The 23761-nt window shown below is 71.9% G+C and carries 24 protein-coding genes; 14 read left to right on the top strand and 10 right to left on the bottom strand.

Annotated elements, in window-relative coordinates:
• Window positions 1-43: 43 nt before the first annotated feature.
• Window positions 44-1414, bottom strand: a complete 1371-nt coding sequence (eccB, locus tag ACIA3K_RS06925; RefSeq protein WP_396799598.1) for a type VII secretion protein EccB — start codon at window positions 1412-1414, stop codon at window positions 44-46.
• Between the two features lie 126 nt (window positions 1415-1540).
• Between eccB and ACIA3K_RS06930 the strand changes: the two genes are divergently transcribed.
• The gene (locus ACIA3K_RS06930; protein ID WP_396799599.1) at window positions 1541-2254 is read left to right on the top strand and encodes a spermidine synthase; all 714 of its coding nucleotides are present in this window, start codon (window positions 1541-1543) and stop codon (window positions 2252-2254) included.
• A gap of 191 nt (window positions 2255-2445) precedes the next feature.
• Window positions 2446-2622, top strand: coding sequence for a hypothetical protein (locus ACIA3K_RS06935; protein ID WP_357121405.1), 177 nt, complete (start codon window positions 2446-2448; stop codon window positions 2620-2622).
• Window positions 2623-2634: 12 nt separating this feature from the next.
• Here ACIA3K_RS06935 and ACIA3K_RS06940 read toward each other — a convergent pair whose 3' ends face one another.
• Window positions 2635-4437: an acyl-CoA dehydrogenase gene (locus ACIA3K_RS06940; protein WP_396799600.1), complete on the bottom strand. Its 1803-nt coding sequence runs from the start codon at window positions 4435-4437 to the stop codon at window positions 2635-2637.
• Between the two features lie 249 nt (window positions 4438-4686).
• Here ACIA3K_RS06940 and ACIA3K_RS06945 point away from each other — a divergent pair, with 249 nt between their 5' ends.
• The 8 genes from ACIA3K_RS06945 (at window position 4687) to ACIA3K_RS06980 (ending at window position 10788) form a co-directional block, all read left to right on the top strand.
• The gene (locus tag ACIA3K_RS06945; RefSeq protein WP_396799601.1) at window positions 4687-5724 is read left to right on the top strand and encodes an SMP-30/gluconolactonase/LRE family protein; all 1038 of its coding nucleotides are present in this window, start codon (window positions 4687-4689) and stop codon (window positions 5722-5724) included.
• A gap of 274 nt (window positions 5725-5998) precedes the next feature.
• Window positions 5999-6562, top strand: a complete 564-nt coding sequence (locus ACIA3K_RS06950; RefSeq protein ID WP_396799602.1) for a SipW-dependent-type signal peptide-containing protein — start codon at window positions 5999-6001, stop codon at window positions 6560-6562.
• Window positions 6563-6571: 9 nt separating this feature from the next.
• Entirely contained in the window at window positions 6572-7204 is a 633-nt protein-coding gene (locus tag ACIA3K_RS06955; protein ID WP_396799603.1) for a hypothetical protein, read from the top strand.
• A gap of 11 nt (window positions 7205-7215) precedes the next feature.
• Window positions 7216-8496 (top strand): signal peptidase I, encoded by a 1281-nt coding sequence (locus ACIA3K_RS06960; RefSeq protein ID WP_396799604.1) that lies wholly within the window; start codon window positions 7216-7218, stop codon window positions 8494-8496.
• An 11-nt stretch (window positions 8497-8507) separates the two neighbouring features.
• A complete protein-coding gene (locus tag ACIA3K_RS06965; protein WP_396799605.1) occupies window positions 8508-8981 on the top strand; it encodes a hypothetical protein in 474 nt (157 codons plus the stop codon).
• Window positions 8982-9043: 62 nt separating this feature from the next.
• On the top strand, window positions 9044-9649 hold the full coding sequence (locus ACIA3K_RS06970; RefSeq protein ID WP_396799606.1) for a DUF4291 domain-containing protein: 606 nt from the start codon (window positions 9044-9046) through the stop codon (window positions 9647-9649).
• 23 nt (window positions 9650-9672) lie between these two features.
• A complete protein-coding gene (locus ACIA3K_RS06975; RefSeq protein WP_396799607.1) occupies window positions 9673-10053 on the top strand; it encodes a VOC family protein in 381 nt (126 codons plus the stop codon).
• Between the two features lie 39 nt (window positions 10054-10092).
• Window positions 10093-10788 (top strand): alpha/beta fold hydrolase, encoded by a 696-nt coding sequence (locus ACIA3K_RS06980; RefSeq protein ID WP_396799608.1) that lies wholly within the window; start codon window positions 10093-10095, stop codon window positions 10786-10788.
• Between the two features lie 195 nt (window positions 10789-10983).
• Here ACIA3K_RS06980 and ACIA3K_RS06985 read toward each other — a convergent pair whose 3' ends face one another.
• The 3 genes from ACIA3K_RS06985 to ACIA3K_RS06995 are packed head-to-tail and all read right to left on the bottom strand — an operon-like array spanning window position 10984 to window position 14466.
• A complete protein-coding gene (locus ACIA3K_RS06985) occupies window positions 10984-12240 on the bottom strand; it encodes an MFS transporter (protein WP_396799609.1) in 1257 nt (418 codons plus the stop codon).
• The gene (locus ACIA3K_RS06990) at window positions 12237-12833 is read right to left on the bottom strand and encodes a helix-turn-helix domain-containing protein (RefSeq protein WP_396799610.1); all 597 of its coding nucleotides are present in this window, start codon (window positions 12831-12833) and stop codon (window positions 12237-12239) included. Before ACIA3K_RS06990 ends, ACIA3K_RS06985 begins: the two co-directional genes overlap by 4 nt.
• A gap of 40 nt (window positions 12834-12873) precedes the next feature.
• On the bottom strand, window positions 12874-14466 hold the full coding sequence (locus tag ACIA3K_RS06995; protein WP_396799611.1) for an LLM class flavin-dependent oxidoreductase: 1593 nt from the start codon (window positions 14464-14466) through the stop codon (window positions 12874-12876).
• 113 nt (window positions 14467-14579) lie between these two features.
• Between ACIA3K_RS06995 and ACIA3K_RS07000 the strand changes: the two genes are divergently transcribed.
• Window positions 14580-15104, top strand: coding sequence for a MarR family winged helix-turn-helix transcriptional regulator (locus ACIA3K_RS07000; protein ID WP_396799612.1), 525 nt, complete (start codon window positions 14580-14582; stop codon window positions 15102-15104).
• A 73-nt stretch (window positions 15105-15177) separates the two neighbouring features.
• Here ACIA3K_RS07000 and ACIA3K_RS07005 read toward each other — a convergent pair whose 3' ends face one another.
• The 3 genes from ACIA3K_RS07005 to ACIA3K_RS07015 all read right to left on the bottom strand — a co-directional run bounded on the left by ACIA3K_RS07005 (window position 15178) and on the right by ACIA3K_RS07015 (window position 19556).
• Window positions 15178-16686: a phosphoesterase gene (locus ACIA3K_RS07005; RefSeq protein ID WP_396799613.1), complete on the bottom strand. Its 1509-nt coding sequence runs from the start codon at window positions 16684-16686 to the stop codon at window positions 15178-15180.
• Between the two features lie 170 nt (window positions 16687-16856).
• Entirely contained in the window at window positions 16857-18809 is a 1953-nt protein-coding gene (locus tag ACIA3K_RS07010) for a Xaa-Pro dipeptidyl-peptidase (protein WP_396799614.1), read from the bottom strand.
• 84 nt (window positions 18810-18893) lie between these two features.
• Window positions 18894-19556, bottom strand: coding sequence for a hypothetical protein (locus tag ACIA3K_RS07015; RefSeq protein ID WP_355050036.1), 663 nt, complete (start codon window positions 19554-19556; stop codon window positions 18894-18896).
• Window positions 19557-19922: 366 nt separating this feature from the next.
• On the opposite strand from ACIA3K_RS07015, the gene ACIA3K_RS07020 reads away from it, so the two are divergent.
• Both ACIA3K_RS07020 and ACIA3K_RS07025 read left to right on the top strand, forming a co-directional pair.
• Window positions 19923-20885: a helix-turn-helix transcriptional regulator gene (locus ACIA3K_RS07020; RefSeq protein ID WP_396799615.1), complete on the top strand. Its 963-nt coding sequence runs from the start codon at window positions 19923-19925 to the stop codon at window positions 20883-20885.
• Between the two features lie 55 nt (window positions 20886-20940).
• Entirely contained in the window at window positions 20941-21576 is a 636-nt protein-coding gene (locus ACIA3K_RS07025; protein WP_396799616.1) for a DUF6624 domain-containing protein, read from the top strand.
• 30 nt (window positions 21577-21606) lie between these two features.
• On the opposite strand, the gene ACIA3K_RS07030 is transcribed toward ACIA3K_RS07025, so the two are convergent.
• A complete protein-coding gene (locus tag ACIA3K_RS07030) occupies window positions 21607-21993 on the bottom strand; it encodes a winged helix-turn-helix transcriptional regulator (protein WP_396799780.1) in 387 nt (128 codons plus the stop codon).
• A gap of 96 nt (window positions 21994-22089) precedes the next feature.
• On the opposite strand from ACIA3K_RS07030, the gene ACIA3K_RS07035 reads away from it, so the two are divergent.
• On the top strand, window positions 22090-22947 hold the full coding sequence (locus tag ACIA3K_RS07035; RefSeq protein ID WP_396799617.1) for an SDR family oxidoreductase: 858 nt from the start codon (window positions 22090-22092) through the stop codon (window positions 22945-22947).
• A gap of 72 nt (window positions 22948-23019) precedes the next feature.
• On the opposite strand, the gene ACIA3K_RS07040 is transcribed toward ACIA3K_RS07035, so the two are convergent.
• Complete coding sequence (locus tag ACIA3K_RS07040; protein WP_396799618.1) at window positions 23020-23712, bottom strand: TetR/AcrR family transcriptional regulator; 693 nt, start codon at window positions 23710-23712, stop codon at window positions 23020-23022.
• Between the last annotated feature and the right edge of the window lie 49 nt (window positions 23713-23761).

Genomic DNA, 23761 nt, shown 5'->3' on the forward strand with positions numbered 1-23761 from the left:
CCCGGGCGGCGTCGCGACGGCGCGGCGAACGGCCGGAGCGGCGTCAGGACGGGGCGGCGACGGCCCGGGCCGCGGCCGGGTCGAGGGTCGCGCCCGCCGGCACGAGACTGACCAGGCCGGCGGGCAGCCGCACCGGTCGCACGTCGCGGTACCCGAGCATCGGCAGCACCTCCCGGTCGGCCAGCACGTACCGCCGGCCCAGGTCGGTGACCACGGACACCGCCCCGCCGGACGCGCCGGGCGCCGCGGCGGCCTCGACCACCGCGCCGCCACCGGGCTGCACCACCACGTGGTCGGCCAGCGCCGTGCCGCCGGACGGCGCGGTCCGCGGAACGGCCGCCAGGTCCGGCAGGTGTACGCCCCAACGCACCTCGCCCGCGTCGTCGTCGCCGACGCGGGTGCAGATCGCCGCGTCGTCGGTGGCGGCGAGCCGGGGCGGGGCGGGCGGCGGAGCGGTCGGGCCGCTCGGGGCGAGATCGGGCATCGTGGGCAGCGCGGCGAACCGACCCAACGTCATCGGCTCCGACTCCCCCTGCCCGGTACGGGCCAACAGCAGCCCGGCCTGCAACTCGGTGATCCCGGCCAACCCGTCGTCGAGCGCCACCGCGTACTGCCGGCCGCCGCCGGAGTTGCGGACGAGGTAGACCTGCCCGATGGTGGCGCCCGGCACCCGGGCGGCGGGGCGGCCCTCGCCGGGCAGCTGCGGCGGGGCCAGGTCGACCCCGGCGGGGAGGGCGTTGAGCAGGGCTGGCGCGACGGGCACCGCCCGCGTCCGGGTGGTCGCGAGCGCGGCCAGCACCCGGTTGGGATCGCGGATCAGGTAACGACGCTGGTGCCACACGAGGTGCAGGTCGCCGTCCGGATGGCGGAGCAGCAGCGCCTCGTCGCCGAGTGGCCGGCCGCCGTCGGGGTCGACGCCGATGAGCAGCGCCGAACGGGAGTCCGCGTCGGCCGTCGTCGAGCAGACCGTCCAGGGCGACTTCGCGAGGCGACCCGGCGCGGGCAACGAGTCCGGCGCGTCGGCGATGCCCAGTGGCAGGCCGCGCGGCACGCCGTCGATCGACCGCCGGGAGACCAGTACGGTCTTCGCCCGGTCCGCCCCGACGATCAGCAACGCCGAGGCGTAGTTGAGCACCGGGTGCAGCTTCTCCTCGCGGTACACGAACCGGGCGCCGGACTCCTTCTCCACGATCACCGCGCCCGGGTCCCGCCAGCCCTTGCCACCACCGGCGAACAGGCCGTACAGCGCCGCACCCCCGAGCCCGATCACCGCGACGAGGACACTGGCCAGGCCCGCGCCCGCCAGCCGTCGAAACGGCGACTGGGCCGGGTCGGTCTCCCGCATCACCAGCGCGGCGACCGCCCGCTGGACGCTGAACTGGTAGGAGTGCAGCTGATCCTGCCGCGACGGCATGGGGTCCCTTCCGCTGGTTCGACCGGGCACAGGATATGCGCTGCGTCGATGTCCCGTGGACCCTGCGTGGCGGGACGGAAGCCGGTCGGTACCATTCGGGGACGAATCCGGCGGCGAGAGGGCACCGTGGGCGCGCGTTTCGAGGAACTGGCCTGGCGGGAGACACCGATCGGCGCGATCAGCCTGCGGCGGCGTCGCGACCCGGCGCTCCAGGTCGAGGTGTACGAGGTGAAGCTCGACGACGAGTACCTGATGTCCAGCCTCTTCCCCGTCGCCGAGATCGAGCTGGCCCGCCTCGGCCTCGCCGAACTGGCCGGCGACACGCTCGACGTGGTGGTCGGCGGCCTCGGACTGGGCTACACGGCGTGCACCGCGCTGGCCGACCCACGGGTACGGGCGCTGCTGGTGGTGGAGGCCATCGAGGACGTCGTCGACTGGCACCGGCGAGGGCTGCTGCCCTTCGCGGCCGGGCTGGCCGAGGACCCGCGGACCCGGTTCGTACGGGCCGACTTCTTCGCCGCCGTGGCGGGCGACGAGGGGTTCGACACCGAGGCGCCCGGACGACGCTTCGACGCGGTCCTCCTCGACGTCGACCACTCGCCGCGCAACGTCCTGCACCCGAGCCACGCGCCGTTCTACACACCGGACGGCCTCCGTCGGCTCGCCGCGCTGCTCCGTCCGGAGGGTGTCTTCGCGCTCTGGTCCGACGACCCACCGGACGACGGGTTCACCACCGCGCTCGGGAAGGTGTTCACGACCGCACGGGCGCACGTCGTGCCGTTCGCCAACCCGCTGACCGGTGGCCAGTCCGCCAACACCGTCTACGTCGCCCGGCGCTGACCCGCCCCATTTCTCGCCGATCTTGCAGATTCTGTTGGCGATCTGCGGGCGGAAGTACCTTTTGCCGGGACAGAATGTGCAAGATCGCGCAGGAGGTGGGCGTCCGGGGGGCGTGTTTGGGTTTCCCGGGGGCGGGAAGGTCGGGCCGGGGGTCGCCGCATCTCGCGCCGGCCGAGTTACGGGAGGTCGCGATGCGTGCCCTGCTCTGGGTCGTCGGCGTGGTGGCTGGCGTGCTGATTCTGCTCGGGCTGATTCTCGAAGCCGTCCGCTGGCTGATCATCATCGGTCTGATCGCGCTGGTGATCGTGATCGTCCTGGGCGTGGTCAAGGGGCGGCAGGCCATGCACCACCAGGGCCGTCGACGCTGACACCGTGCCCGCTCAGAACCAGTCCGCGCGCATGTCGAGCGCGGTGCGGTCGAGGCTGTCCAGCAGGTCGAACTGGGGTCCCGTGCGGGGCAGTTCGACACTGAAGAAGTAGCGGGCGGCCTGTCGCTTCCCGGCGTGGAAGGAATCGCCGCTCTCGGCGGGCGGCAGCGCCAGCACCTGCTCGAGCCAGATCCAGGCGATCACCACGTGCCCGACCGCCTCGAGGTACGCGCTGGCGTTGGCCAGGGCGACCACCGGGTCGCCGCCGGCCCAGAGCCGCCGGGTGACGGTGGTGATCCGTCGCACCGCCGAGTACAGACGCTCGGCCAGTTCGGCGGTCTCGCCGCCGGCCAGCCGCGCCCGCGCGACGGTGTCCCCCATCGTCTCGGTCAGCAGGAGCAGGCCCGCGCCGCCGTGCATGGTCATCTTGCGCCCCAGCAGGTCCAGCGCCTGAATCCCGTGGGTGCCCTCGTGGATCGGGTTGAGCCGGTTGTCGCGGTAGTGCTGCTCCACGTCGTGGTCGCGCGTGTAGCCGGCGCCGCCGAGGACCTGGATGGCCAGGTCGTTCGCCGCCAGGCACCACTGCGACGGCCAACTCTTGGCGATCGGGGTGAGCACGTCCAACAGCAGGTGTGCCCGTTCGCGGTCGGCGTCGCCCGGGGCGGTCTTCTCCTCGTCGAGCAGCCGGGCGCAGTAGAGCACCAGGGCGAGCGCCCCCTCCACGTAGCTCTTCTGCGCCAGCAGCATCCGACGTACGTCGGGGTGGTCGATGATCGGCACCTGCGGCGTGGCCGGGTCCTTCGCGTCGACCGGGCGGCCCTGCGGCCGTTCCCGGGCGTACGCCAGGCTCTTGAGGTAGCCGGTGTAGCCCAGCGCGGTGGCGCCGGCCCCGACGCCGATCCGGGCCTCGTTCATCATGTGGAACATCTGGGCCAGTCCCTGGTGGGGCGCGCCGACCAGGTGGCCCACCGCGCCGGGCTGGCCGCCCGGGTTGTGCCCGCCGTCGCCGAAGCTGAGCAGCGCGTTGGTGGTGCCCCGGAACCCCATCTTGTGGTTGAGCCCGACCAGCGCCACGTCGTTGCGCTCTCCCAGCGAGCCGTTCGGGCCGACCAGCACCTTGGGTACGACGAACAGCGAGATGCCCTTCACCCCGGGCGGGCCGCCGGGTATCCGCGCCAACACCAGGTGGACGATGTTCTCGGCCAGCTCGTGGTCGCCGCCGGAGATCCACATCTTGGTGCCGAACAGGCGGTACGTGCCGTCGGGCTGCGGCTCGGCCCGGGTGACGATGTCGGCCAGTGAGCTGCCGGCGTGCGGCTCGGACAGGCACATGGTGCCGAAGAACCGGCCCTCGAGCATCGGCCGGACGTACGTGTCGACCTGCTCGGCGCTGCCGTGCGCCAGCAGCAGGTTGGCGTTGCCCAGGGTCAGCATCGGGTACGCGGAGGTGGCCACGTTGGCCGCCTGGAACCACGCGAAGCAGGCCGCGGCGACGGCGTGCGGCAGTTGCAGACCACCGACGGAGTCGTCCACCGCGGCGGTGAGCAGGCCCGTCTCGGCGAAACTCCGCAGTGCCGCCTCGATCTCCGGGATCGTCCGCACCCGGTTCCCGTCGACCGTGGGCTCGGCGAGGTCGGCGGCCCGGTTGTGCGGGGCGAACTGGTCGGTTGCCACCCGTTCGGCGAGGTCGAGGGCGTCGTCGAAGGTCTCCCGGGAGTGCTCGGCGTAGCGGGGACGCTCGACGAGGTGCGACACCCGCAGCCAGTCGTGCAGCAGGAAGTCCAGGTCACGGCGGGAGAGCAGGGTGGAGGGCACGGTACTCCTCGGCGGGCGCAGGGGTGTGTCGGTGCGGGCGGCGGCCCGGCGTCGCCCCGGCCCATACTGGCGGATCAGCCGAGCGGACACTACCGCCGTCGTCGAAGCCGATGCGTCGCGCCAGGTGGGCGTTGGGCACAGGTAGGCGTTTCGTGAGGTCCGCCCCGGGGATACCGCGTCGATGGCGACCGGTCCGGCCGGCCGCCGACGGGAGCCGGAGACGCCGCCGGGCGCGTGAGGAGCGGGCCGATGCCGCTGCTGCCCACCGAGGTGGACCCTCGGTTGACGTCGGTGCTCACCGAGAATCGGGTGTGCACGGGTGTGACCACCCTGCGGGGTCGGGTCTTCGTGAGCTACCCGTTGGCGGACGGGCCGGGCGTGCAGGTGGCGGAGGCGCTACCGGACGGCGGTCGCAACCCCTACCCGGACGCCGCGTGGAACCGTCTGAACCAGTCGCCGGACGGCGCGTTCGTCCACGTCAACGGTTTGCGTGCCGGCCCGGACGGCAGGCTGTGGATCGTCGATTCGGGAGCGCCTCAACTCGGTGCCCGGCAGGTCCCGGGCGGCGCGCGGCTGATCGTCGTCGACGTGGACCACGACCGGGTGGACCGCGCCTACCACCTCGACGCGGCGGTACGCCCCGACAGCTATATCGACGACGTCCGGTTCCACGACGGCACCGCGTACCTCACCGACGCCGGTGCGCCCGGCCTCATCGTGCTGGATGTGGAATCGGGCCGGTGCCGGCGGCTGTTGGACGGGCATCCGAGCACGGTGGGCGGGCCGGTGGTCGCTGACGGTCGGGCGCTGCGGGATCCCGGCGGCGCCGAGGTGTGCCTGCACGCAGACCAACTGGAGGTGTCGCCGGACGGCCGGTGGCTGTACTACCAGCCGGCCTCCGGCGGCATGTCCCGGATCGGCACCCGCTGGCTGAACGACCCGACGCTGTCGGCCGAGGAGTTGGCCCGGCGGGTCGAGCCCTGGTGGGACACGCCGAGCACCGGTGGCACGGCCATCGACGCGCTCGGCACCATCTACGTCAGCGACGTGGAACGGCGACGCGTGCTCGCCCTCGCGCCGGACCGCAGCGTTCGTACGCTGGTCGCCGACCCCCGCCTCTCATGGGTGGACGCGATGTGGCTCGACACCGATGGCCAGCTCTGGATGCCGGCCGCCCAACTGCATCTGACCGCCGGTTTCAACGGTGGGCGCTCGTCCGTCGACTATCCGGTCGAGGTCTACCGCATGCGGGTGGACGGCGTCCCGCCGGCGCTGGGCACTGACTGAGCGACACCCTGCAAGCTCCGGGCTTTTCGCCCGTTCTACGTCTCTTATTCCTTCTGGACGTTTACTGTGTCTTTGCGTAACAACCACCGGTTTGTACGTTTTGTCTGATTGTCGGTTCCAAGACGGCGGCAGCCGGTCCGATCACCGCTGCCCGTTGTCACCGGCCCAGGACAACCCACCGCGTTGTACCGAGGAGGACAAGTTGAGTGAACCGACAGGGACGGCAATGAATGAATCGAGCAGTCGAGGACGCCGTCGCAAGGTCAAGGCCATCATGGCGGGAGGGATCGCCCTGGGGCTCGGGGCAACGATCACCCTGGCGGCCTGGAACGACTCGGAGTACGCCACGGGCACGTTCACGGCCGGCACGTTCAGCATGGAGGGCAGCACGAACGGCACCACCTACGCCGAGCACCCCACGGCCGGCACCGCGGCCGCGTTGACCTTCAGTACCGGCTTCGACAGCATGAGCCCGGGTAGCGTGGTCGCGGCGCCGTTCGCCGTCCGCCTGACGGCCGCCACGACGTACGACGCGACAGTCACGGTGGCGTCGGCCACCCCCGCGCCGCCCGCGTTCGTCGGCCTCACCTACGGAATCGCGACCGTTCCGGCCTTCGCCAACTGCAGCGCGACACCCACGAGTCCGACCTGGATCGTCGCGCAGGGCACGGCGCTCAACTCGGTGACCGGCGCGGTGTCGTTCAACCTGACGCAGGGCACCCCTCCCACGACACCTGGCGCTCCGGCCTTCCTGTGCTTCGTCGTCACGGCGGGGGGCACCCTGGTGCAGGGCACCTCGGTGACGCAGACCTGGCAACTCCTGGCTACGTCCGTATAGGTGGCGGCCGTGGTCAGCCGTCGGACCTCGACCGGACGACCACGGCTCCTTCGCACCCGTGCCGTACTCGCCGGCACTCTCGTTCTCGGACTGGGAGCGACGTCCACGCTCGCCGCGTGGACCGATGGCGAGTACGGCACCGGGTCGTTCGCCGCAAGCGTCTTCGGCACCGAATCGCAGACCGCGTCCAGCGCCTGGGCGAGCCACACACCGGCGGCGAACGCCGCGACGCTGGCATTCTCCGCGACGGCGATGTCCCCGGCGGTCTCCTTCTACGCCTTCATCGATATCCGGACGACATCGACGACGAATGTCGGTGGTTCCGTCGCGCTGACGAGTTCGTCGAACGACGCAGGCGCCCTCCTGCCCGCGCTTGAGTACCGCGCCGTGCGGACGGCCAGCACCAGCACCACGTGTGCTGCCGCCGCCTTCACCGGTACGCCGACGTGGATCGTCGGACCGAGCTACCTGGCCGTCACCTCGGTGCCCGGAGCCCCGGTCTCGTCCACCGTCACCGCGCCGAGCGGCGCGACGCCGCAGGTGCGGTTCTGCTTCGAGGTGCGGATCCAGTCCGGCGCCAGCAACGCGTACCAGGGCACGAGCGGTGCCGTCACCTGGCTGTTCACTGCCACATCGACGTAAGGGATCTGCACATGATGGGACGAGTGGGCCTACGGCAGAGTCTCCTCGCCCGGATCGGTGACCTCGCGCTGACCGTGCTCGCCGTCGGCGGGACGGTGTGCGTCGTCCTCGTCCCGCTGGCGTTCTTCTTCGACATCTCACTCATCCTGTTCAAAACCGGGTCGATGGGTCCGACCATCCCCGCCGGATCGCTGGCGGTGGTGCGGGAGATTCCCGCGTCGCAGGTGCGGGTAGGAGACGTGGTCACCGTCGACCGCACGCCACTGCCGCCGATCACCCACCGGGTCGTCGACATCGATGCCGGCGGCGGGGCTTCCCGCTCGCTCACCCTGCGTGGGGACGCCAACGAGTCGAACGACGCCGCGCCCTACACCGTGACCGACGTCCGGCTGGTGGAGTGGTCGGTGCCCAGGCTCGGGTACGCGGTGCGCACGGTGTCGAACGTGTACGCGATGAGCGCGATCACGATCGGGACGGCCGCGATCGTGACCTGGGCATTCTGGCCGCGCGTCCCCGAGCGGCGGACCAGCCGTCGACGATCGAGCCCGTCGCGGTCGAACCAGGCCGGACCAGGTTCCGGGGTCCACCCTTCGTCCGGTGGCGCGACGCCCCGAGGTGACTCGACCGTCCGGCGCTTGTTCGTCGTACTGGCCGTGCTGCCGGGCGTCGCCGCCGCCGTCCTGGCCACTCCCGGCCGGGCACGTGCGGACACCACCGAGGACGTCACCCGTAGTCGACACCTCACACTGATCTCGATCGGCGACCACGAACGCATGTCGAACATGACGCCGAACGAGCCGGTGCCCTGGCAGGTGGGGGTTCTGGCACAGACCAGGCAGCCCGGCACGGTGACCATCTCGCTGTCGGCGCGGGGAGCCCTCGCGGCCGATCCGGACGGACTCCAGGTGATGGCCGCCATCTGCGCGATGCGCTGGGTACAGGGTGCCTGCCCGGACGGTCGGGGAGAACAGGTTCTGGTGGACGGTCCCGCCACCCGGGTAGCCGCGCACCCCATCACCCTCAGCTCCATGCCCGCCGACCAGCAGCGTTGGGTGCTCGTCACCGCGAGCCTGCTGGCCAACTCGACCGCCTCAGGTTCGGCGGACCTGGTCGTCATGGCCACCGGCTCCGGCGACCAGGCCTCGGCGGACGGCCGGGTCGGCCCGCTTCCGCGTACCGGAACGAACCTACGGACACCGGCGCTCGCCGGCGCCGGCGCGCTGCTCGGCGGTCTGCTGCTCATGCTCCTCACACGCCGGCACCGGATCAGGGTCAGGATCAAGCAGCCGTGAGGCTCAGGTGGATGTCGACTGCGCCACGGCGTCAGCGGACCGGTCACGCCCGGAGGCGCTGGGTAGCGGTCGCCATGGCCCTGGTGCTCGCCGGGACGGTCGTCGCGCTGGGGCCGCCGTCGTCGACGTTGGCCTCCTGGACCGACAGCGAGTACGGCAGAGGTTCGCTCCAGGCCGGCACGGTCAATCCACCGACGAACCTCCAGTGCAGCGCGGGCGCGCTCACCCCACCGACCTTCACCTGGACCCTGCCGGCCGGCGGTCTGACGCGCAGCGGCTTCACATGGTCGCTGACCGGCGGTTTCTCCGGTGGCGGCACCCTCGGCCCGACCGCCACGTCGGTCACCGTCCCGGGCGCACTGTTGGGCATCGGAAGTGGCAGCTTCCGCCTGGTGGCGAACGGCCCGGGCGGCTGGACGTCGACCCAGGTCACCGGATCGGTCGGCATGCTGACCGCGGTCCTCTACTTCTGCAGCGTGCCGTAGACGTCGTGTCCTGCCGCTGAATTCGGTGGAGCGGGCCGGGCGCGATGGGCGAGGATCGCGGCGTGTCCGTTCCCGCCCGTCAGATCCGCGCTCGCCACTCGGCCGACACCATCACCGTGTACCAGGCGTACCCTCCGGAGGTCGCGCTACCGGCGGTGGCCGCCGGCAGCTTCGTGGCCCCCTTCAAGCGGGACCGCATGACCTGGATCAAGCCGTCGTTCCTGTGGATGATGTACCGCTGCGGCTGGGCCACCAAGCCCGGCCAGGAGCGCGTGCTGTCGATCGACATCACCCGGGAGGGCTTCGAGTGGGCGCTGACGCGAGCCTGCCTGAGCCACTACGACCGGGACGTGCACAGTGACCGGGCCGCCTGGTCGCAGCAGTCCAGGAGCAGCCCGGTACGGGTGCAGTGGGACCCGGAACGGACGGTGCGGATGGCGGCTCTGCCCTACCGGTCGCTGCAGGTCGGGTTGTCCGGTGCGGCGGTCGCCCGCTACGTCGACGACTGGATCGTCGCCGTCACCGACATCACCCCCATCGTCCACCGGGTACGCGAGCTGGTCCGGGCAGGCGATGAGCGGGCGGCGACGGACCTTCTACCGGTCGAGACGCCCTACCCGCTACCGCCCCAGATCGCCGCTCACCTCGGCGCGACCAGCAGAGGATAGGAGTCCTCGATATCCTGCCTCGCATGCATCGAAGTCGTGTGTACGCGCTGCTCATCGACGCGCCCGAGGCGGAGGCCGCGCGGGCGGCGGAGTTCTGGTCGGCGGCCCTGGGCGTCGGCACCCGGTCCCACCCGGAGGAGCCGCAGTTCGTGGGTCTGCACGAGGCGGTGCCGGGCCTGGTCACCGCCGTCCAGGCCGTCGACGACGCGCCGCGCTACCACCTCGACATCGAGACCGACGACGTGCCGGCCGAGACCGCCCGGCTGGTCGGCCTGGGCGCCACCGAGGTGACGCGGTGGATGGAGTGCCGCATCCTGCGCGCGCCCGGCGGGCACCTGCTCTGCGTCCTGCCGGTCGAGAGTCCACCCGAGGTGTTCGACGCCCAGGCCCGGACCTGGTCGTGACGCGCGAACCTGTCGCACGGCCGCAGTAGGGTTCCGGCCATGGCTGATCTGGTGTTGGTGGCAGGAGCGTGGCTGGGGTCCTGGGCGTGGGACGAGGTGACGCCGCCCCTGCGGGCGGCCGGCCACCAGACCTTTCCCCTGACCCTCTCCGGTCTCGCCGAGAGGCAGGGCGTGCCGGCCGGCCAGCAGACCCACGTGCGGGACATCGTCGACGAGATCGAACGCCGCGACCTGCGCGACGTGGTGCTCGTGGGGCACAGCTACGCGGGCATCCCGGTGGGGCAGGCCGCCGAGCGGATCGGCGACCGGTTGACCCGCGTGGTCTTCCTCGACTCGGAGGTGCCGGTCGACGGCGGGTCGTTCGCATCCGGCTGGTGGCAGGGTCAGGCGGCGTTCGAGTCGGTGCTCGCCGACAACGGCGGCGACTGGCCGCCGCTCGCCCCGGCCGAGTTCGACGGCCAGGGTCTCACCGACGAGCAGATCGCCCGGCTGGTCAAGGGCGCCACCCCGCATCCGGGGCCCACGCTGACCGAGCCGGCCGTGCTGAGCGGTTCCCTGGGCGAGTTGCCGGCGACGTACGTCAAGTGCCTGCTCGACGGGCCCGAGCCCAACGACGTCGTGGCGACGCTGCTCGCCAGCGAGAGTTGGCGGCTCCGCACGATGGCCACCGGCCACTGGCCGATGTTCTCCCAGCCTGCCGAGCTGGCCGCGCTGCTCGCGGCGGAGGCGAGCTGACCGGCGGCCGGTGCCGGCACGCCGTCAAGGTCGGCTCGGGGGCTATCGGTGCGATGAGCGTGATGCCGGTGAGTCATCAAGATGACTCACCGGCATCACGCTTGAGTGGGTAGGTGCCTCCGCTCAGGAGCGGCACAAGCGGGGCGACGGCAAGTCAGGAGCGGCACGAGCGGGGCGACGGCCAGGCCGGGTCGGTCACGGCGTGACGCTGTCGAGGGTCCTGATGTGGCGCACCGGGGACGCGAGCAGCCACAGCACGGCGAGCACACCGCCCACTCCGGCGACGACCAGGGTCGGCCGCAGTCCGAGGGTGGTGCCGAGCGCGCCGCCGACCAGCGCGCCTAGCGGCCGGATGCCGTAGTTGACGGCGCTGTACGCGCCCGCCCGACGACCGCGCGCGTCGTCCGGGGTGACGGCGGCGAGCAGGGCGTTGAGGCTGACGTCCATCAGCATCACGCCGACGCTGGACACCAACTCGATGGCCGCGAGCATGGCCACCTTCGCCCAGGTCGGGCCGTTGATCAGCGCCGTCAGCGCCAGCGGGGCGGGAAACACCACCGCGCCGATCATCGCCGTACGACCGAGCCCGAGGGCGCGCGAGATGCGGGGTGCCAGGGCCGCGCCGGCCAGTCCACCGAGCGCTCCGACGCCGAACGCGACGCCGATCGCGCCGGCCGACAGGCCGAGTTCACGGTTGGCGTAGAGCACCAGCAGCGCCGAGGCGATGAAGGTGAAGAAGTTGACGGTGCTGGTGCAGCCGAGCGCGGCGCGCAGCACCGGGTGGCGCAGCACCAGCGTCATGCCCTCGCGGACCATGCCGAGCGTGGACGTCTGCCGTGGCGGTGGCGGGGGTTCGGTGACCGGGATGCGACGCAGCAGCAGCGCGGAGAACAGGAAGGACACCGCGTCGACGAGGATCGCCACCGGCGCGCTGAGCGCCTGGACGAGTCCTCCGCCGACGGCCGGGCCGACGATGAACGACAGGGACCGGCTCACGCTGAGCTTGCTGTTGGCCTCCACGTACGCCGAGCGCGGCACCAGGGCGACGAAGAACGCCTGCTGCCCCAGGGCGAACAGCACCGCTCCGGCGCCGGTGAGCAACGCCACCAGGTAGAGCTGGGTCAGGGTGACCGCGCCGAACAGGTACGCCACCGGGAGGCTGAGCAGCACGACGGCGCGGACCAGGTCCGCGATGATCAGGAGGCGGCGTTTGTGGGTGCGCTGGTCCACCCACGCGCCGAGGAACAGGCCCAGCAGGTTGGGCAGCCAGATCAGCGCGGTGAGGACACTGACCTGCACGGGCGTCGCGGCGAGCAGGGCGACGGCGATCAGGGGCAGGGCCAGCTCGCTGATCCGGTCGCCGAACGCCGTGATCGTCTGACCGATCCAGAAGGTACGGAAGCGCCGGTCGCGGTGCGGGGGCGGCGCGGCCGGGGCGTCGACGGCGGTCATGACGCGGACGGATCGTCGGCGGCCTCGGGCAGCAGGTAGCGCAGCATCCGTACGATCTGCGCGCCGGCCGGGGGTGTCTCGTCGTCCTTGCGCCGCACGTACGGGGCGAGCAGTTCCTCGATCGCCTCCTCCAGCTGGCGCGTCTCGTCGGGAGTGGCGATGAACGAGGTGTCGGCCACCCCGGCCAGCGCGCGCCAGGTGTCGTCGAGTCGGGGATCCTCCTGCAACAGCCACTGCTGGGGCGTCTCGGCGTACCGGGCGAACATCTCGCCGCGGAGCTGCCGCGCCGCGGCCTGCCCCTCGGCGTCGTCCGGCAGGCTGAAGCGGAACCCACGGGAGGTCGCCTGCCACCAGCGCTCCCGCTTGCTGGTGCTCCCGTCGGCGTCGGCGACCAGGCCGAACGTCGCGAGGTGGCGCAGGTGCCAGCTCACCACCGACGGCGTGGCCCCGACGTGCGGCGACAGCCCGGTGGCGGTGGACGGGCCGTGTCGCTGGAGCCGGTCGAGGATGGCCAGGCGGACGGGGTGCGCCAACGCCCGCAGGGCCTGCGGCTCGGTGATCTCGAAATCCCCGTACGGATTCTTGAGAGACATGTTTCGAAAGTAGTCTCTCAAATCTCTCGGGGCAACCCCGTCAGCTCACCCCCAGGCGGGCGAGCGGCTCGACCAGTTCCCGCTCCTCGTAGCTCAGGTGCGACAGCAGGGCGTCGGTCAGCAGGTTCACCGCGGCACGCAGCTCGGCCAGTCCGTCCGGCGCGCCGACGTACGCCACCAGCGCCTTGTCGACGCCCTCCAACACCTCGTGGATGACGTGGTGCTCCTGCTCCAGCCGGTCGACGACCGGGCGCAGCCGCGGGTCGGCCTGCCGCAGACGCGGAAAGAGCGCCTGGTCCTCGATGGTGTGGTGGGTGGTGACGATGCGGCAGTAGGACTCGCAGTACGCCCCCAACGTCCACCGGTTCTGCCGCATGGTCATCGTGTTGATCTGCGACCGCGCCGCGCCGGCGTCGATCTCACCCGCCGCGACCTGCTCGATCAGGTCGTGGATCTGCGCCAGCTCGGCGCGCAACCCGTCGTGCACCTGCACCAGGTGCTGGCCGGTGGCCTGCTCGTGCGCGGTGTAGGTGCGGGTGGGATCGGGCGTCGGCCCGGTCGGGCGGGCCGCCTCGTCCCAGACCTGCCGGTCGCTGAGCCGCCGGCCGTCGTCGGGGGTCGGCACCACCGCGAAGGCGCCGGCGCTCACCCGCGCCCGGGCCCGCGGCGCGGAGGGCGCGACGACCGCCGCCGGCTGGGTGTCCGCAAGAACCTCGGCGGGGGTACGCACCGACGCGGCGGCCCGGTCGCGCTCGGTCGCCACCAGTTCGCGCACGGCGGGCGCCACCTCACCGGCGAACCGGCGCAGGTCGTCGGGGTCGTCGCTGGCCAGGATGAACGTGCCGATCCCGTCCCCCAGCGCCAACTCGGTCAGCTCCCGCACCCACTGCTCGACGGGTCCGTGCAACGGGCCACGGCCCACGGCGGCGAAGGTGCCGGAGATGTTGAGCAGCCGGCGGACGTCGGCGGGTGAGCGGCCGGCCTCGCGGGCCGCGTCGTCGATGATGGCGTTGCCCCGGGCCAGGTCACCGGGTTCGAGGTAGCCGAGCGACGGCAGCCAGCCGTCGGCCCGACGACCCGTGAGCGCGAGCATGCGCGGCTTGTACGCCCCGAGCCAGATCGGCACCGGGTGGGCGGGGGCCGGGCCGCGCTTCGCGCCGACCACCCGGTGGAACTCGCCGTCGACCCGCACACCCCCGCGCGCCTGGGCGTCCCACATCTGCCGGAGGACGTCGATCCCCTCCTCCAACGCCCGGACGCCCTGCCCCGGGGTCAGCCGCCGCCCGCCCATGGCCTCGATGGCATCCCAGAACGCGCCCGCGCCGAGGCCCAACGCAACCCGACCTCCGGTGAGCAGGTCGAGGCTGGCAACGCTGCGGGCGAGCACGGCGGGTGGGCGCAGCGGCAGGTTGGTGACGTTCGCGGACAGGTGCACCCGGTCGGTCCGGGCGGCGATGAAGCTCAGCAGGGTCCAGGTGTCCAGGAACCGTGGCTGGTAGGGGTGGTCCTGGAAGGTGACCAGGTCCAGACCGACCTGCTCGGCCAGGACGGCGAGCCCGACGGTGCGGTCCGGGTCGTCGTTCTCGGGCGTGGTGAACGAGCCGAAGACCAGGTCGTGGCCGTAGTCGCTCATGTGCGAGCCTCCTGTCGTACGCGCCGCGTCGCGCGATGCGTCGTGAACCCAACCTTATGTCAGACAGAACATCTGCTGCCAACAAGGTCTGTGACTTCGGCTATCGTCGGGGTATGACGGGTGCCACCGACCGGCCGGAACGGCCCGATCCGCTCGACGACGACCTGGGCTGGATGCTGGGAATCGTCTTCCGTGGCTACGTCCGAGCGGCTGAGCACGTACTGACCGATTTTCCGGGCGGCCCGCGCGGTTATCAGGTGCTCACCGCCTCGGTCACCGGGCCGGGCCGCAATCAGGGCGCGATCGCCGAGGAGTTGGGAATCGACCGCACGGTGCTGACGTACCTGATCGACGACCTCGAACGCCCCGGGTTCGTGGCCCGGCGACCCGACCCGTCCGACCGGCGCAGCCGACTGGTGGACGTCACCGATGCCGGGCGGGCAGCCTGGGAGCAGCGGCGCGAGGCGCTACGACGGGTGGAGGCGCACCTGTTGGGGTCGCTCACGCCGACCGAGTCGACGACCCTGCGCACCCTGCTGCAGAGAGTGGCCTGCTCCACCCAGGCCACCGACCCCCTACACAACCTCTGCGAAGCGGTAACCCACATCCACCCCGATCCACCCACGGAGCCTCGTTGATCAAGAGGTTCGCGTCACCGTAGGCCGGAACCCTGACGCGAATCTCTTGATCAACAGGGAGGGTGGGGCGGGATCAGCGGACGTGCACGAACACCGGGTTGGAGTAGAACCACAGGTCGTCCCACGGGCTCTCGAGACCGTCCGCGAGGGGCTCGGCCTCATCGGTGCTGGTGCCGCGCACCCGGGCGTACGTGTCGGCATCGACGTTGCGCAGGGTGTGCCGGATGACGTAGTCGTGACCCTGGCGACGCCAGTCGCGCGGGCCGAACCGGGCCACCACCTTGGTGGTGGGGTTGGTGTCGGTGTCCAGGTTGGCGCTCGGTCCGGTGATCTGCCCGACGATCAGGTCGACGCGGCGGACCTCGGGACGGACCCCGTTGGCGTTCACGCCGTCCAGCGGGCGGAACCGGATCTCGATCTCGACGTCGGTGCGGCTGCGACGGCTGACCGTGATGGTCTCGCCGACCTCGGCCGTCCTGCCCTGCGACGTGGCGCTCACGTCGAGGCTGCGGATCAGGTCACCGGTGGTCACCCAGATCCGGCCGTTGCGCAGGCCGTCCATGATGTCGCCGTAGTCCTGGCGGGCGTGCACGTAGGTCTTGCTGTACTCCCCCGGCCAGAAGTCCGAGCCGCCGCGCGTCCAGTGCACGTGCGAGTCGGACGTCGCGGTGATCCACCAGCGCCGCCCCTCGCCGAGGAGCGAGTCCCAGAGCCCACCGACCCGCGCGGTCATCTGGTCGAAGCCGCCGTAGGTGGGGTGGTTGCCGTACCCGCCGCGCTTGCCGCCGTTGAGCGGGCCGGCCTGGTGGCCCGGGGCACCCTCGAAGCCGATGTAGACGTCCGGCGCGGCGTTGTTGCCGTTACGGAACTCGCGCGGGGTGTCCTGGCCGTAGACGCCGAGACCGGTCGCCGAACGGGAGGCGTGGTGGGCGATCACCAGCGGCTTGTGCGGCATGCCCCGGGCGACCTTGAGGAACTCCACCATCTTGGCCTCGGTGTCGCGGGCCGGGTCGGTGGGGAACGCGTCGTACTTGGCGAAGCGGCTCTCCAGCTCGAAGAGCTGCTTCGCCTCGTCGTCGTGGCGCGGGATCATCAGCGTGTGGTGGTCCAGCGAGGGCGCGTCGAACTCCATGCCCCAGAACTGGAGCACCTCGGGGACGAGCTTGCGGGAGCGCAGCAGGTCGGGGTACGCCTGCTCGATGTTGACCTTTGAGTGCGTCGGTCCACCGTGGTCGGTGCACATCGCCCAGGTCAGGCCGAAGTTCTTGGCCATGATGGCGTTGGTGACGATCGGGTAGACCGCGTCCGCGCCCTTGTGGAAGACGATCGGGGACTTCGTGGTGTCGAACTCGCCGCTGTACTCGGAGTGGACGTGGTGGTCACCCGCGCGCCACGACCGGTTCTTGACGCCGCCCCGGTCACCCTCGTCGGCGCCGGGCCGGCGCTCCTCGTCGGCCCACGCCGCGCCGCCGCCCACCAGGGGGCTGGCGGCGGCCAGCGTCGCGCCGACACCCGCGTACTTGACCAGCTTGCGCCGCGACAACTGCGCGCGCTCGACCTCTTCGGCTTGCTTGTCTCTCACGTCAGAGCCTCTCCTCGATCAAGCGAATGCTCTTTCGATCAAGGAGCCTCGGAGAGGTCGGTGAACGCCCGCCGTACGCCGCACGGGTACCCGGTGAACTCCCTGGCCGAGCCCGTTGAAGGGCACGGCGACGCGCCGCTGGGTGACGAAACGACAGCGGGGCGGCAGGCTCAGGGCCGCTGCCGCTCCCGCTCCACGCGTGCCGATTCGGCGGTCGACGGCGCGGCGGGCGCGGTGACCACCGTCGGCGCGACGTCGACGGCGGGCAACCCGGTCCGACCGGCGACCGGCAGGACCAGTTCGCTGCGCCCGAGGTCGACCCGGACGGTGGCGTCCCGGTCCTCGGCCATCGTGAACTCCGGGTCGCTCTGACCGAGCACCAGGCCGAGGACGTGCCCGGCCGGCACCACCGCGTCGTACGCGTTCAGCGGCACGGTGACCGTGTACCACCGGTCCGCCCGCAGCGGCGTGGTGAACCGCAGCGAACGATGGTGCGCGGCGTCGAGCCAGCCCCGGGCCAGCACCGCGTGGTCGGAGACCTCGGTGATCTCCTCGGTGTCGTGGTAGCAGGCGTCGTCGGCCTGGGTGGACGCACCCCAGCAGGACTCGGTGTCCAGCGTCCGCACCGCCCCGAACCAGCTCCGCTCGGCGGTGCCGTAGTCGACCAGGCGGGCGGTCAGCTGCGTGGTCGGCCGATCCACCCGGACGCGCAGTCGCACCGACGCGCTGCCGGAGATCCGCAGCGCGGAGTCCAGCGGACCGGAGAGGAAGACCAGCCGGCCGGCGGTCGCGCTGTTCGGCTCGGCGACCACCGCGTCCTCGGTCAGCGCCTCGTCGACGTACTCCCGTTCCTGACCAGGGCGCGCACCGCGGCCGCCGAGGGTGCCGGTCACGCCGTCGCCGACGCCGAGGGGAACCCGCACGTTCCGGGTGCCGGGCGCGGGCCAGTCGCGCTGCGTCGTCCACCTGCCGGGCGCGGTCTCCAGGTCGACCCTCGGTTCGCCCATCACCCCGTTCGGCAACTCCTGCAACCAGTAGTCGAACCAGCGGTGCAGGGTCGCCACCCACTCGGCGCGTCGCACGTCGAACGGATCCTGGTGGCCGGCCTGGGAGAGCCACATCTTGCGGGGTACGCCCCGCTCGGCCAACTCCTGCCACCAGCGGGCGAACTGGTTCGTGGTGACGTTCAGGTCGTTGAGACCGTGGGCCACGAAGACGCTGGCCCGCACCCGGTCGGCCGACGGTCGGTAGTCGCGCTGCCCCCAGAACCCGTTGTAGTCGCCGGTCTGCTCGCCGCTGTCCGCCCGCAGCCGGGCGAGCATTGCCGCGCAGGCGGCCTCCGGGCGGCTGCTGACGACCGAGTGCAGCCAGCCGGGATAGTCGGTCGACACCAGCGTCCCCTGGTATCGCACGTAGTCGTACCAGCTTGAGATCGCCGAGATGGGCACGATCGTGGCCAGGCCGGGGACACCGGTGGCGGCGACCCCGTTGGCGACCGAGCCGTCCCACGACTTGCCGATCATGCCGACGCGGCCGGTGCTCCAGCCGGCGTCGACCGGCCGCCCGTCGGCCGTGTACGCGCGGGCCCGGCCGTTGAGCCAGTCCACCACCGCGCGGGCGCTACCCACCTCGACCGGGCCTCCGACGTCCTCGCACCCCGTCGAGCGGGCAGTACCGGCGAGGTCCACGGCGACGAAGGCATACCCGCGCGGCACGAAGTAGTTGTCGTAGAACAGGGGCACCGAGGCGATGACGCCGGACGCGTCGTACGCCTTGAACTCGCCCTCGTTGCCCCGGCCGCAGCAGAGGTAGTAGGGCGACGCCTCCATGATGACCGGTACGCGGACCCCTGCGGCGGCCGCCTCTCTGGGCCGGACGATGTCCACCGCGACCCGGTCGCGGACGCCGTCGCCATCGCTGTCGGCGCGGGTCTCGACCCAGACGCTCTCCCGGATCGCGCTGGCGTAGGAGTAGGCGGGGACCGTGGCGGTGCCGACGACGTGGGGTGGGGCCGGACGGTGACGGTCGGACGGGTCGGCGCTGGCGGGCGCGGCGGCGAGCGTCGCCACCAGCAGGCCGGCCATGGCAGCGGCGCTACGTGCGCGGGTTCGGGAGGTCGGCATCGGTGTCCTTCCGGGTACGACGCGTCCAGGACATTCCATCGCATCGATGCCTCTTTGCCCAGCCCCCACGGCGGCGCGCCGTCGTCAGATCCGGGCGCGGGGCAGCCAGCCCAGGAAGCGGTGTCGTGCGCTGGGCAGGGGCAGCGTCGGCAGGTCCTGGGCGGCGGCGACGAGGCACGAGCCGAGGTACACGGCGAGGGAGGCGCGCGCGCCACCGAACTCGGCGAGCAACTGACTCTGCTTGGTCGCGCAGGGCCATTCGCGTCCACAGCCGGTACACGTCCAGCTCGGCGGGTTGGGCAGGTGCTCGGGCAGCTTGGCACGCCGGTAGCGGCCCACGACGCTGTTGTCCGCACGGACGTCGCGTCGCCGGCGTTCGGGCCCTTCGTTGCGGTGCGCGGGCGGCCGGGCGCCGGGCAGGTAGCGCCGGACGGTGCCGAGGAGCGCCCCGACGCGTACCAGGGCGTCCGGCCCGACGTGGTGGGCCAGCAATGCCGTGAGCAGGTAGTGCCCCAGCAGGTCGAACGAGTCGCGGTTGAGCCGTAGGTCACGGCACAGGTCGACGAACTCGGGCGTGGTCAGCGGGACGCGGTCGTCGAGCGCGCGACGCAGCACCTCCCGCAGCGCGACGCCGAGGCTCATCAGCGCGTCACCCTCGCCCAGTCCCAGGCTGTCCTCGTCCGCCACCCGCGCCAACGCCTCGGCCACCGCCAGTCGTACGACGCGGTCCGGATCGGTACCGTCCAACGACTCACCCCCGCCTGTCGGCCGGCTCTCCGGCTGTTGTCCGGGCGTCGGGACGCCCGGGAGATCATGAACAAGATTTCGCTGCCGCATCGGAGGCGACTAGGACAGCGGGCGCAGGATCGCCGCGCGCGATAGCCGGAAAGCGAAACCGACTCGGCAAAACAGCGGATCGACCGACGTACACGGCCGGTTGCCGTATGGTGGAATTCCCATCAATAGATATCTGATTCGCTGGGAATGACGCCACCACCACCGCCGAACCGGTCGGCAACGCGCCGCGATCACCGGCACGTGCGCCCAGCCACGTCCCGACCAAACCGCCGGCCCCGTTCCGACCGGCGGTCTCCTCTCGGACGGAGACAGCGGATGACGTCACCAGTGCAGGCCCGAGGATTCGAGAGTCACGACCCGGCGGCCATCCACCGCTTCCTGGCCAGCACATATACCGCGGACCTGCGTATCCACGCGGGCGAGACCGGCTACCACCTCGTCCACCGGCGCGTCGACGCCGGGCCGTTCGCGCTCGCCACGACCGGCCAGAGCGCCCACCTCGACATTGAGGTGGGCGACATCGACGGGCTGATCGTCTGCCGTACCCGCAGCGCCCTGATCAGCCGTACCTCTCAGGGGGAGACCCACCGCTTCGGCCCCGGCGACGTGTTCCTGACCAACCGACCGGGCGAGCCGTTCAACCTGCGGTGGGAACCCGGCGAGGTGGAACTCTGCGTCCTGGACCTCGGGGTACTGAGACAGGTGGCGACCGCCACGCCGGCCCGGCGGCCCGGTCCGATCCGTTTCACCGACCTCGGTTCCGTCGACGCGACCCTCACCCGACAGTGGCGACGGACCACCAGGTACGTGAACGACGTCGTCCTGAACAGCCCGACCGCCAGCGCCCAGCCGCTGGTGATCGGCAGCGCCGCCCGCATGCTCGCCGCGGCGGCGCTCGCGATCTTTCCCAACACGGCGTTCACCGACGAGACCGCCCGGGACCGCCACGACGCCAGTACCGCGACCCTGCGTCGCGCCATCGCCTTCATGGAGGAGAACGCCGACCGGGACATCGGCGCCGCCGACATCGCCAACGCCGCCACGGTCTCCCTGCGCGCGGTGCAGCTCGCCTTCCGCCGTCACCTCGGCACCACCCCGATGGCGTACCTGCGCCGGGTCCGGCTCGACCGGGCGCACCACGACCTGGTCCGGGCCGACCCGCGACGGGAGACCGTGTCGGCCATCGCCAGCCGTTGGGGGTTCGCCAGCCACAGCAGGTTCACCGCCTGGTACCACGCCAGCTACGGGGTGCCGCCCCGTGAGACGCTGCACGCCTGACGTCGCCCCGGCGCCGACCTTGTGACACGTCTTGGCAGCGACGAAGATCGATGCTGTGAAGCTTCCGTCGACGTTCGCCCGGCCGCTGGTGTGCCTGCTGCTCCTGACCGGCTGCGGCACCTCGCCCGGGACCACCGACGGGCCTACGGGCGGCCCTCCGCCCACGTCCCTCTCCCCGGCAACCTCCGTCTCCCCCGCCGCCTTCGACAAGGCGCTGCACGACGAGTTGATCGCGATGCTCGAGCGCGACCAGGCCGACCGTGCGGGCACCCCGCAGACCGAGTCCGACCAGGCGCGCACCCTCCGGCTGAAGGAGATCATCCGTACCCACGGCTGGCCAACCTTCGATCTCGTGGGCGAGGACGGGGGCAACGCCGCCTGGGCCATCGTCCAGCACTCCGACCTGGACCCCGCCTTCCAACAGGAGGCGCTGGACCTGCTGCGCGCGGCCGTCGCCGCCCGCCAGGCGTCCCCGGGCAACCTCGCCTACCTCGAGGACCGGGTCGCCGTGGCAAAGGGCGCGCCCCAGGTGTACGGGACACAGATCCGCTGCGGGCCGGACGGTCCCGTCCCAGCGACCCCGATCAGGGACGAGCCGGGCGTCGAACGCCGCCGCGCCGAGGCTGGCCTGCCCACACTCGCGAGCTACCTCGCCGAGATGACCACGATCTGCGCCCAGGACACCAACTAGGCGGGTGCCCGTCCAGCACGGGACGCGCCCTCAGGGCCGCTCCCGCTCACGGGCGGCCCGCACCTCGGGCACCGCGGCTTCCAGCAGGTCGGCGAGGCCACGGAGCTGCTCGGCGACCCGGACACCGAGCGGGGTGAGCGTGTATTCGACGCGCGGCGGGATCGCGGTGAGCACCTCACGGGTGAGCATCCCGTCGCGCTCCAGCGTCTGCAGGGTCTGGGAGAGCATCCGCTCGCTGACCCCCTCGATGCGCCGCCGCAGGGCGTTGAACCGGTAGCTGCCCTCGCCGAGCGCGAGCAGGGCGAGCGAGGCCCACTTCGACGTGACGTCCTCGAAGGCGGCACGGGAGGTGCAGCTGCGCGCGAAGACATCGCTCACGAATTCCTGGGTAGGCCCCGCCGGGTCCTGGGCCGGCATGTCGGTCACGTCACCAGCCTACCCGAAGCTTACTCAACGACTTGTGCTGTAGATTCGTAAGCGCTTACTAGAAGTAACCGCCCATCGGAGGTCCCCATGCCCACCTATGCCGTCACCGGCGCCACCGGCCGTCTCGGCCGGCTGGTGATCGAGCACCTGCTCGACACCGGTGTGCCCGCCGCCGAGATCGCCGCCGTCGTCCGCAGCCCGCAGAAGGCCGCCGACCTGGCCGCCCGCGGCGTCGAGATCCGCCAGGCCGACTACGACGACCCCTCGACGCTGCCCGGCGCCGTGGCCGGCGTACGCCGTCTGCTGCTCATCTCCGGGGACACCCCGGGGCAGCGGGTGCCCCAGCACACCGCGGTCATCGACGCCGCCCGGCTCGCCGGGGTCGAGCGCCTGGTCTACACCAGCATCCTGAAGGCCGACACGACCACGAACCCGCTCGCTCCCGAGCACAAGGCCACCGAGGAGGTGCTGGCCGCGTCGGGCCTGTCGTACACGGTGCTGCGCAACGGCTGGTACACCGAGAACTACACCGATCAGCTTCCGCAGTACCTGTCGAGCGGCACCATCCTCGGCGCCACGGGCGGCAGCAAGGTCTCGGCCGCTCCCCGGACCGACTACGCGGCCGCCGCGGCGGCGGCGCTGACCCGGGACGAGGGCGGCAACGCCGTCTACGAGTTGGGCGGCACCGCGTTCACCTTCGACGAGCTGGCCGACGCCGTCACCGAGGTCACCGGCACGACCGTCGTGCACCGGGACATGTCGACCGCCGAGTTGGCCTCCGCGCTGCAGAACGTCGGTCTCGACGCCGGCACCGCCGGGTTCGTGGCCGCCCTCGACCACTCGATCGCCATCGGCGAGCTGGCCACCGACAGCGACGACCTCAGCCGGTTGATCGGTCGACCCACGACCGGGCTCCGCGACACCATCCGCGCCGCGCGCGCCTAGGGCGTGTGTCAAAGCCCTCGGTCGAGCCGAGGCGGAGTCCAAACGGCGGTCCGGCAAGGCGGAGATGGGCTCTCAATCGGCGGACGCCGGCGTCAGCAGGCCGGTGAGCAGGCTGCGCAGGGTCCGCTCGAAGAGGTCCGTCGGGGGCGTCGGCGGCCCGACCCGGCCGAGGGCCGCGACGAGATGTGGGTACGCCCCGAGGTCGACCCCCGCGAAGCTGGGTGACCCGGCGGCGGCCTCGCTGCGGGCGAACAGGCTCACCACGCCGGTCAGCACGGCGATCGCCTCGAACTTGGCGGTGACGGCGCAGCGCACGGGTTCCAGGATCCGGATGCAGTTGTCGAACCAGGCCAGGCTCTCGGGACCGACGCCCGACGGCCGTTGGATCACGTCCACCAGCCACGGGTGGGCGCGGAACAGGGCCAACTGCTGGCGGGCGACCAGCAGCATCTCGTCCCGCCAGTCGTCCCGCTCCGGCGGGTACGGCCGCAGCTCCCCCACGACGCGGTCGGTCATCAGGTCGAGCAGGTCGTCGCGGGACGACAGGTACCGGTAGAGCGATCCGGCGCCGGTGCCGAGCGCGCCCGCGACGGCCCGCATCGACACCGCGGCGAGGCCCTCGGTGTCGGCCAGGGTGATCGCCGCCGCGACGATCGCCTCCCGGCTGTGCGTCGGCGCGGGGCCACGGGTTCCCCGTTCGGGTCTGGCCCAGATCGGCTGCCGGCCGGCCCCGTGGTCGCCGGACCTCCCCGCTGCGTCGGTCACCTGGTCACTCTAGAGCCGGTGACGGGGTTGGCCGCTCAGGTGCCGCGCG

The sequence above is a fragment of the Micromonospora sp. NPDC051543 genome (assembly GCF_044454415.1).
Lineage (GTDB): Bacteria > Actinomycetota > Actinomycetes > Mycobacteriales > Micromonosporaceae > Micromonospora.

Bases quoted from the DNA above. Each gene is read 5' to 3' on its own strand.
- eccB (WP_396799598.1), bottom strand. From the start codon at position 1,414: ATGCCGTCGCGGCAGGATCAGCTGCACTCCTACCAGTTCAGCGTCCAG.
- ACIA3K_RS06935 (WP_357121405.1), top strand. From the start codon at position 2,446: ATGCGTGCCCTGCTCTGGGTCGTCGGCGTGGTGGCTGGCGTGCTGATT.
- ACIA3K_RS06945 (WP_396799601.1), top strand. From the start codon at position 4,687: ATGCCGCTGCTGCCCACCGAGGTGGACCCTCGGTTGACGTCGGTGCTC.
- ACIA3K_RS06950 (WP_396799602.1), top strand. From the start codon at position 5,999: ATGGCGGGAGGGATCGCCCTGGGGCTCGGGGCAACGATCACCCTGGCG.
- ACIA3K_RS06960 (WP_396799604.1), top strand. From the start codon at position 7,216: ATGATGGGACGAGTGGGCCTACGGCAGAGTCTCCTCGCCCGGATCGGT.
- ACIA3K_RS06965 (WP_396799605.1), top strand. From the start codon at position 8,508: ATGTCGACTGCGCCACGGCGTCAGCGGACCGGTCACGCCCGGAGGCGC.
- ACIA3K_RS06975 (WP_396799607.1), top strand. From the start codon at position 9,673: ATGCATCGAAGTCGTGTGTACGCGCTGCTCATCGACGCGCCCGAGGCG.
- ACIA3K_RS06980 (WP_396799608.1), top strand. From the start codon at position 10,093: ATGGCTGATCTGGTGTTGGTGGCAGGAGCGTGGCTGGGGTCCTGGGCG.
- ACIA3K_RS06985 (WP_396799609.1), bottom strand. From the start codon at position 12,240: ATGACCGCCGTCGACGCCCCGGCCGCGCCGCCCCCGCACCGCGACCGG.
- ACIA3K_RS06990 (WP_396799610.1), bottom strand. From the start codon at position 12,833: ATGTCTCTCAAGAATCCGTACGGGGATTTCGAGATCACCGAGCCGCAG.
- ACIA3K_RS06995 (WP_396799611.1), bottom strand. From the start codon at position 14,466: ATGAGCGACTACGGCCACGACCTGGTCTTCGGCTCGTTCACCACGCCC.
- ACIA3K_RS07000 (WP_396799612.1), top strand. From the start codon at position 14,580: ATGACGGGTGCCACCGACCGGCCGGAACGGCCCGATCCGCTCGACGAC.
- ACIA3K_RS07010 (WP_396799614.1), bottom strand. From the start codon at position 18,809: ATGCCGACCTCCCGAACCCGCGCACGTAGCGCCGCTGCCATGGCCGGC.
- ACIA3K_RS07020 (WP_396799615.1), top strand. From the start codon at position 19,923: ATGACGTCACCAGTGCAGGCCCGAGGATTCGAGAGTCACGACCCGGCG.
- ACIA3K_RS07030 (WP_396799780.1), bottom strand. From the start codon at position 21,993: ATGCCGGCCCAGGACCCGGCGGGGCCTACCCAGGAATTCGTGAGCGAT.
- ACIA3K_RS07035 (WP_396799617.1), top strand. From the start codon at position 22,090: ATGCCCACCTATGCCGTCACCGGCGCCACCGGCCGTCTCGGCCGGCTG.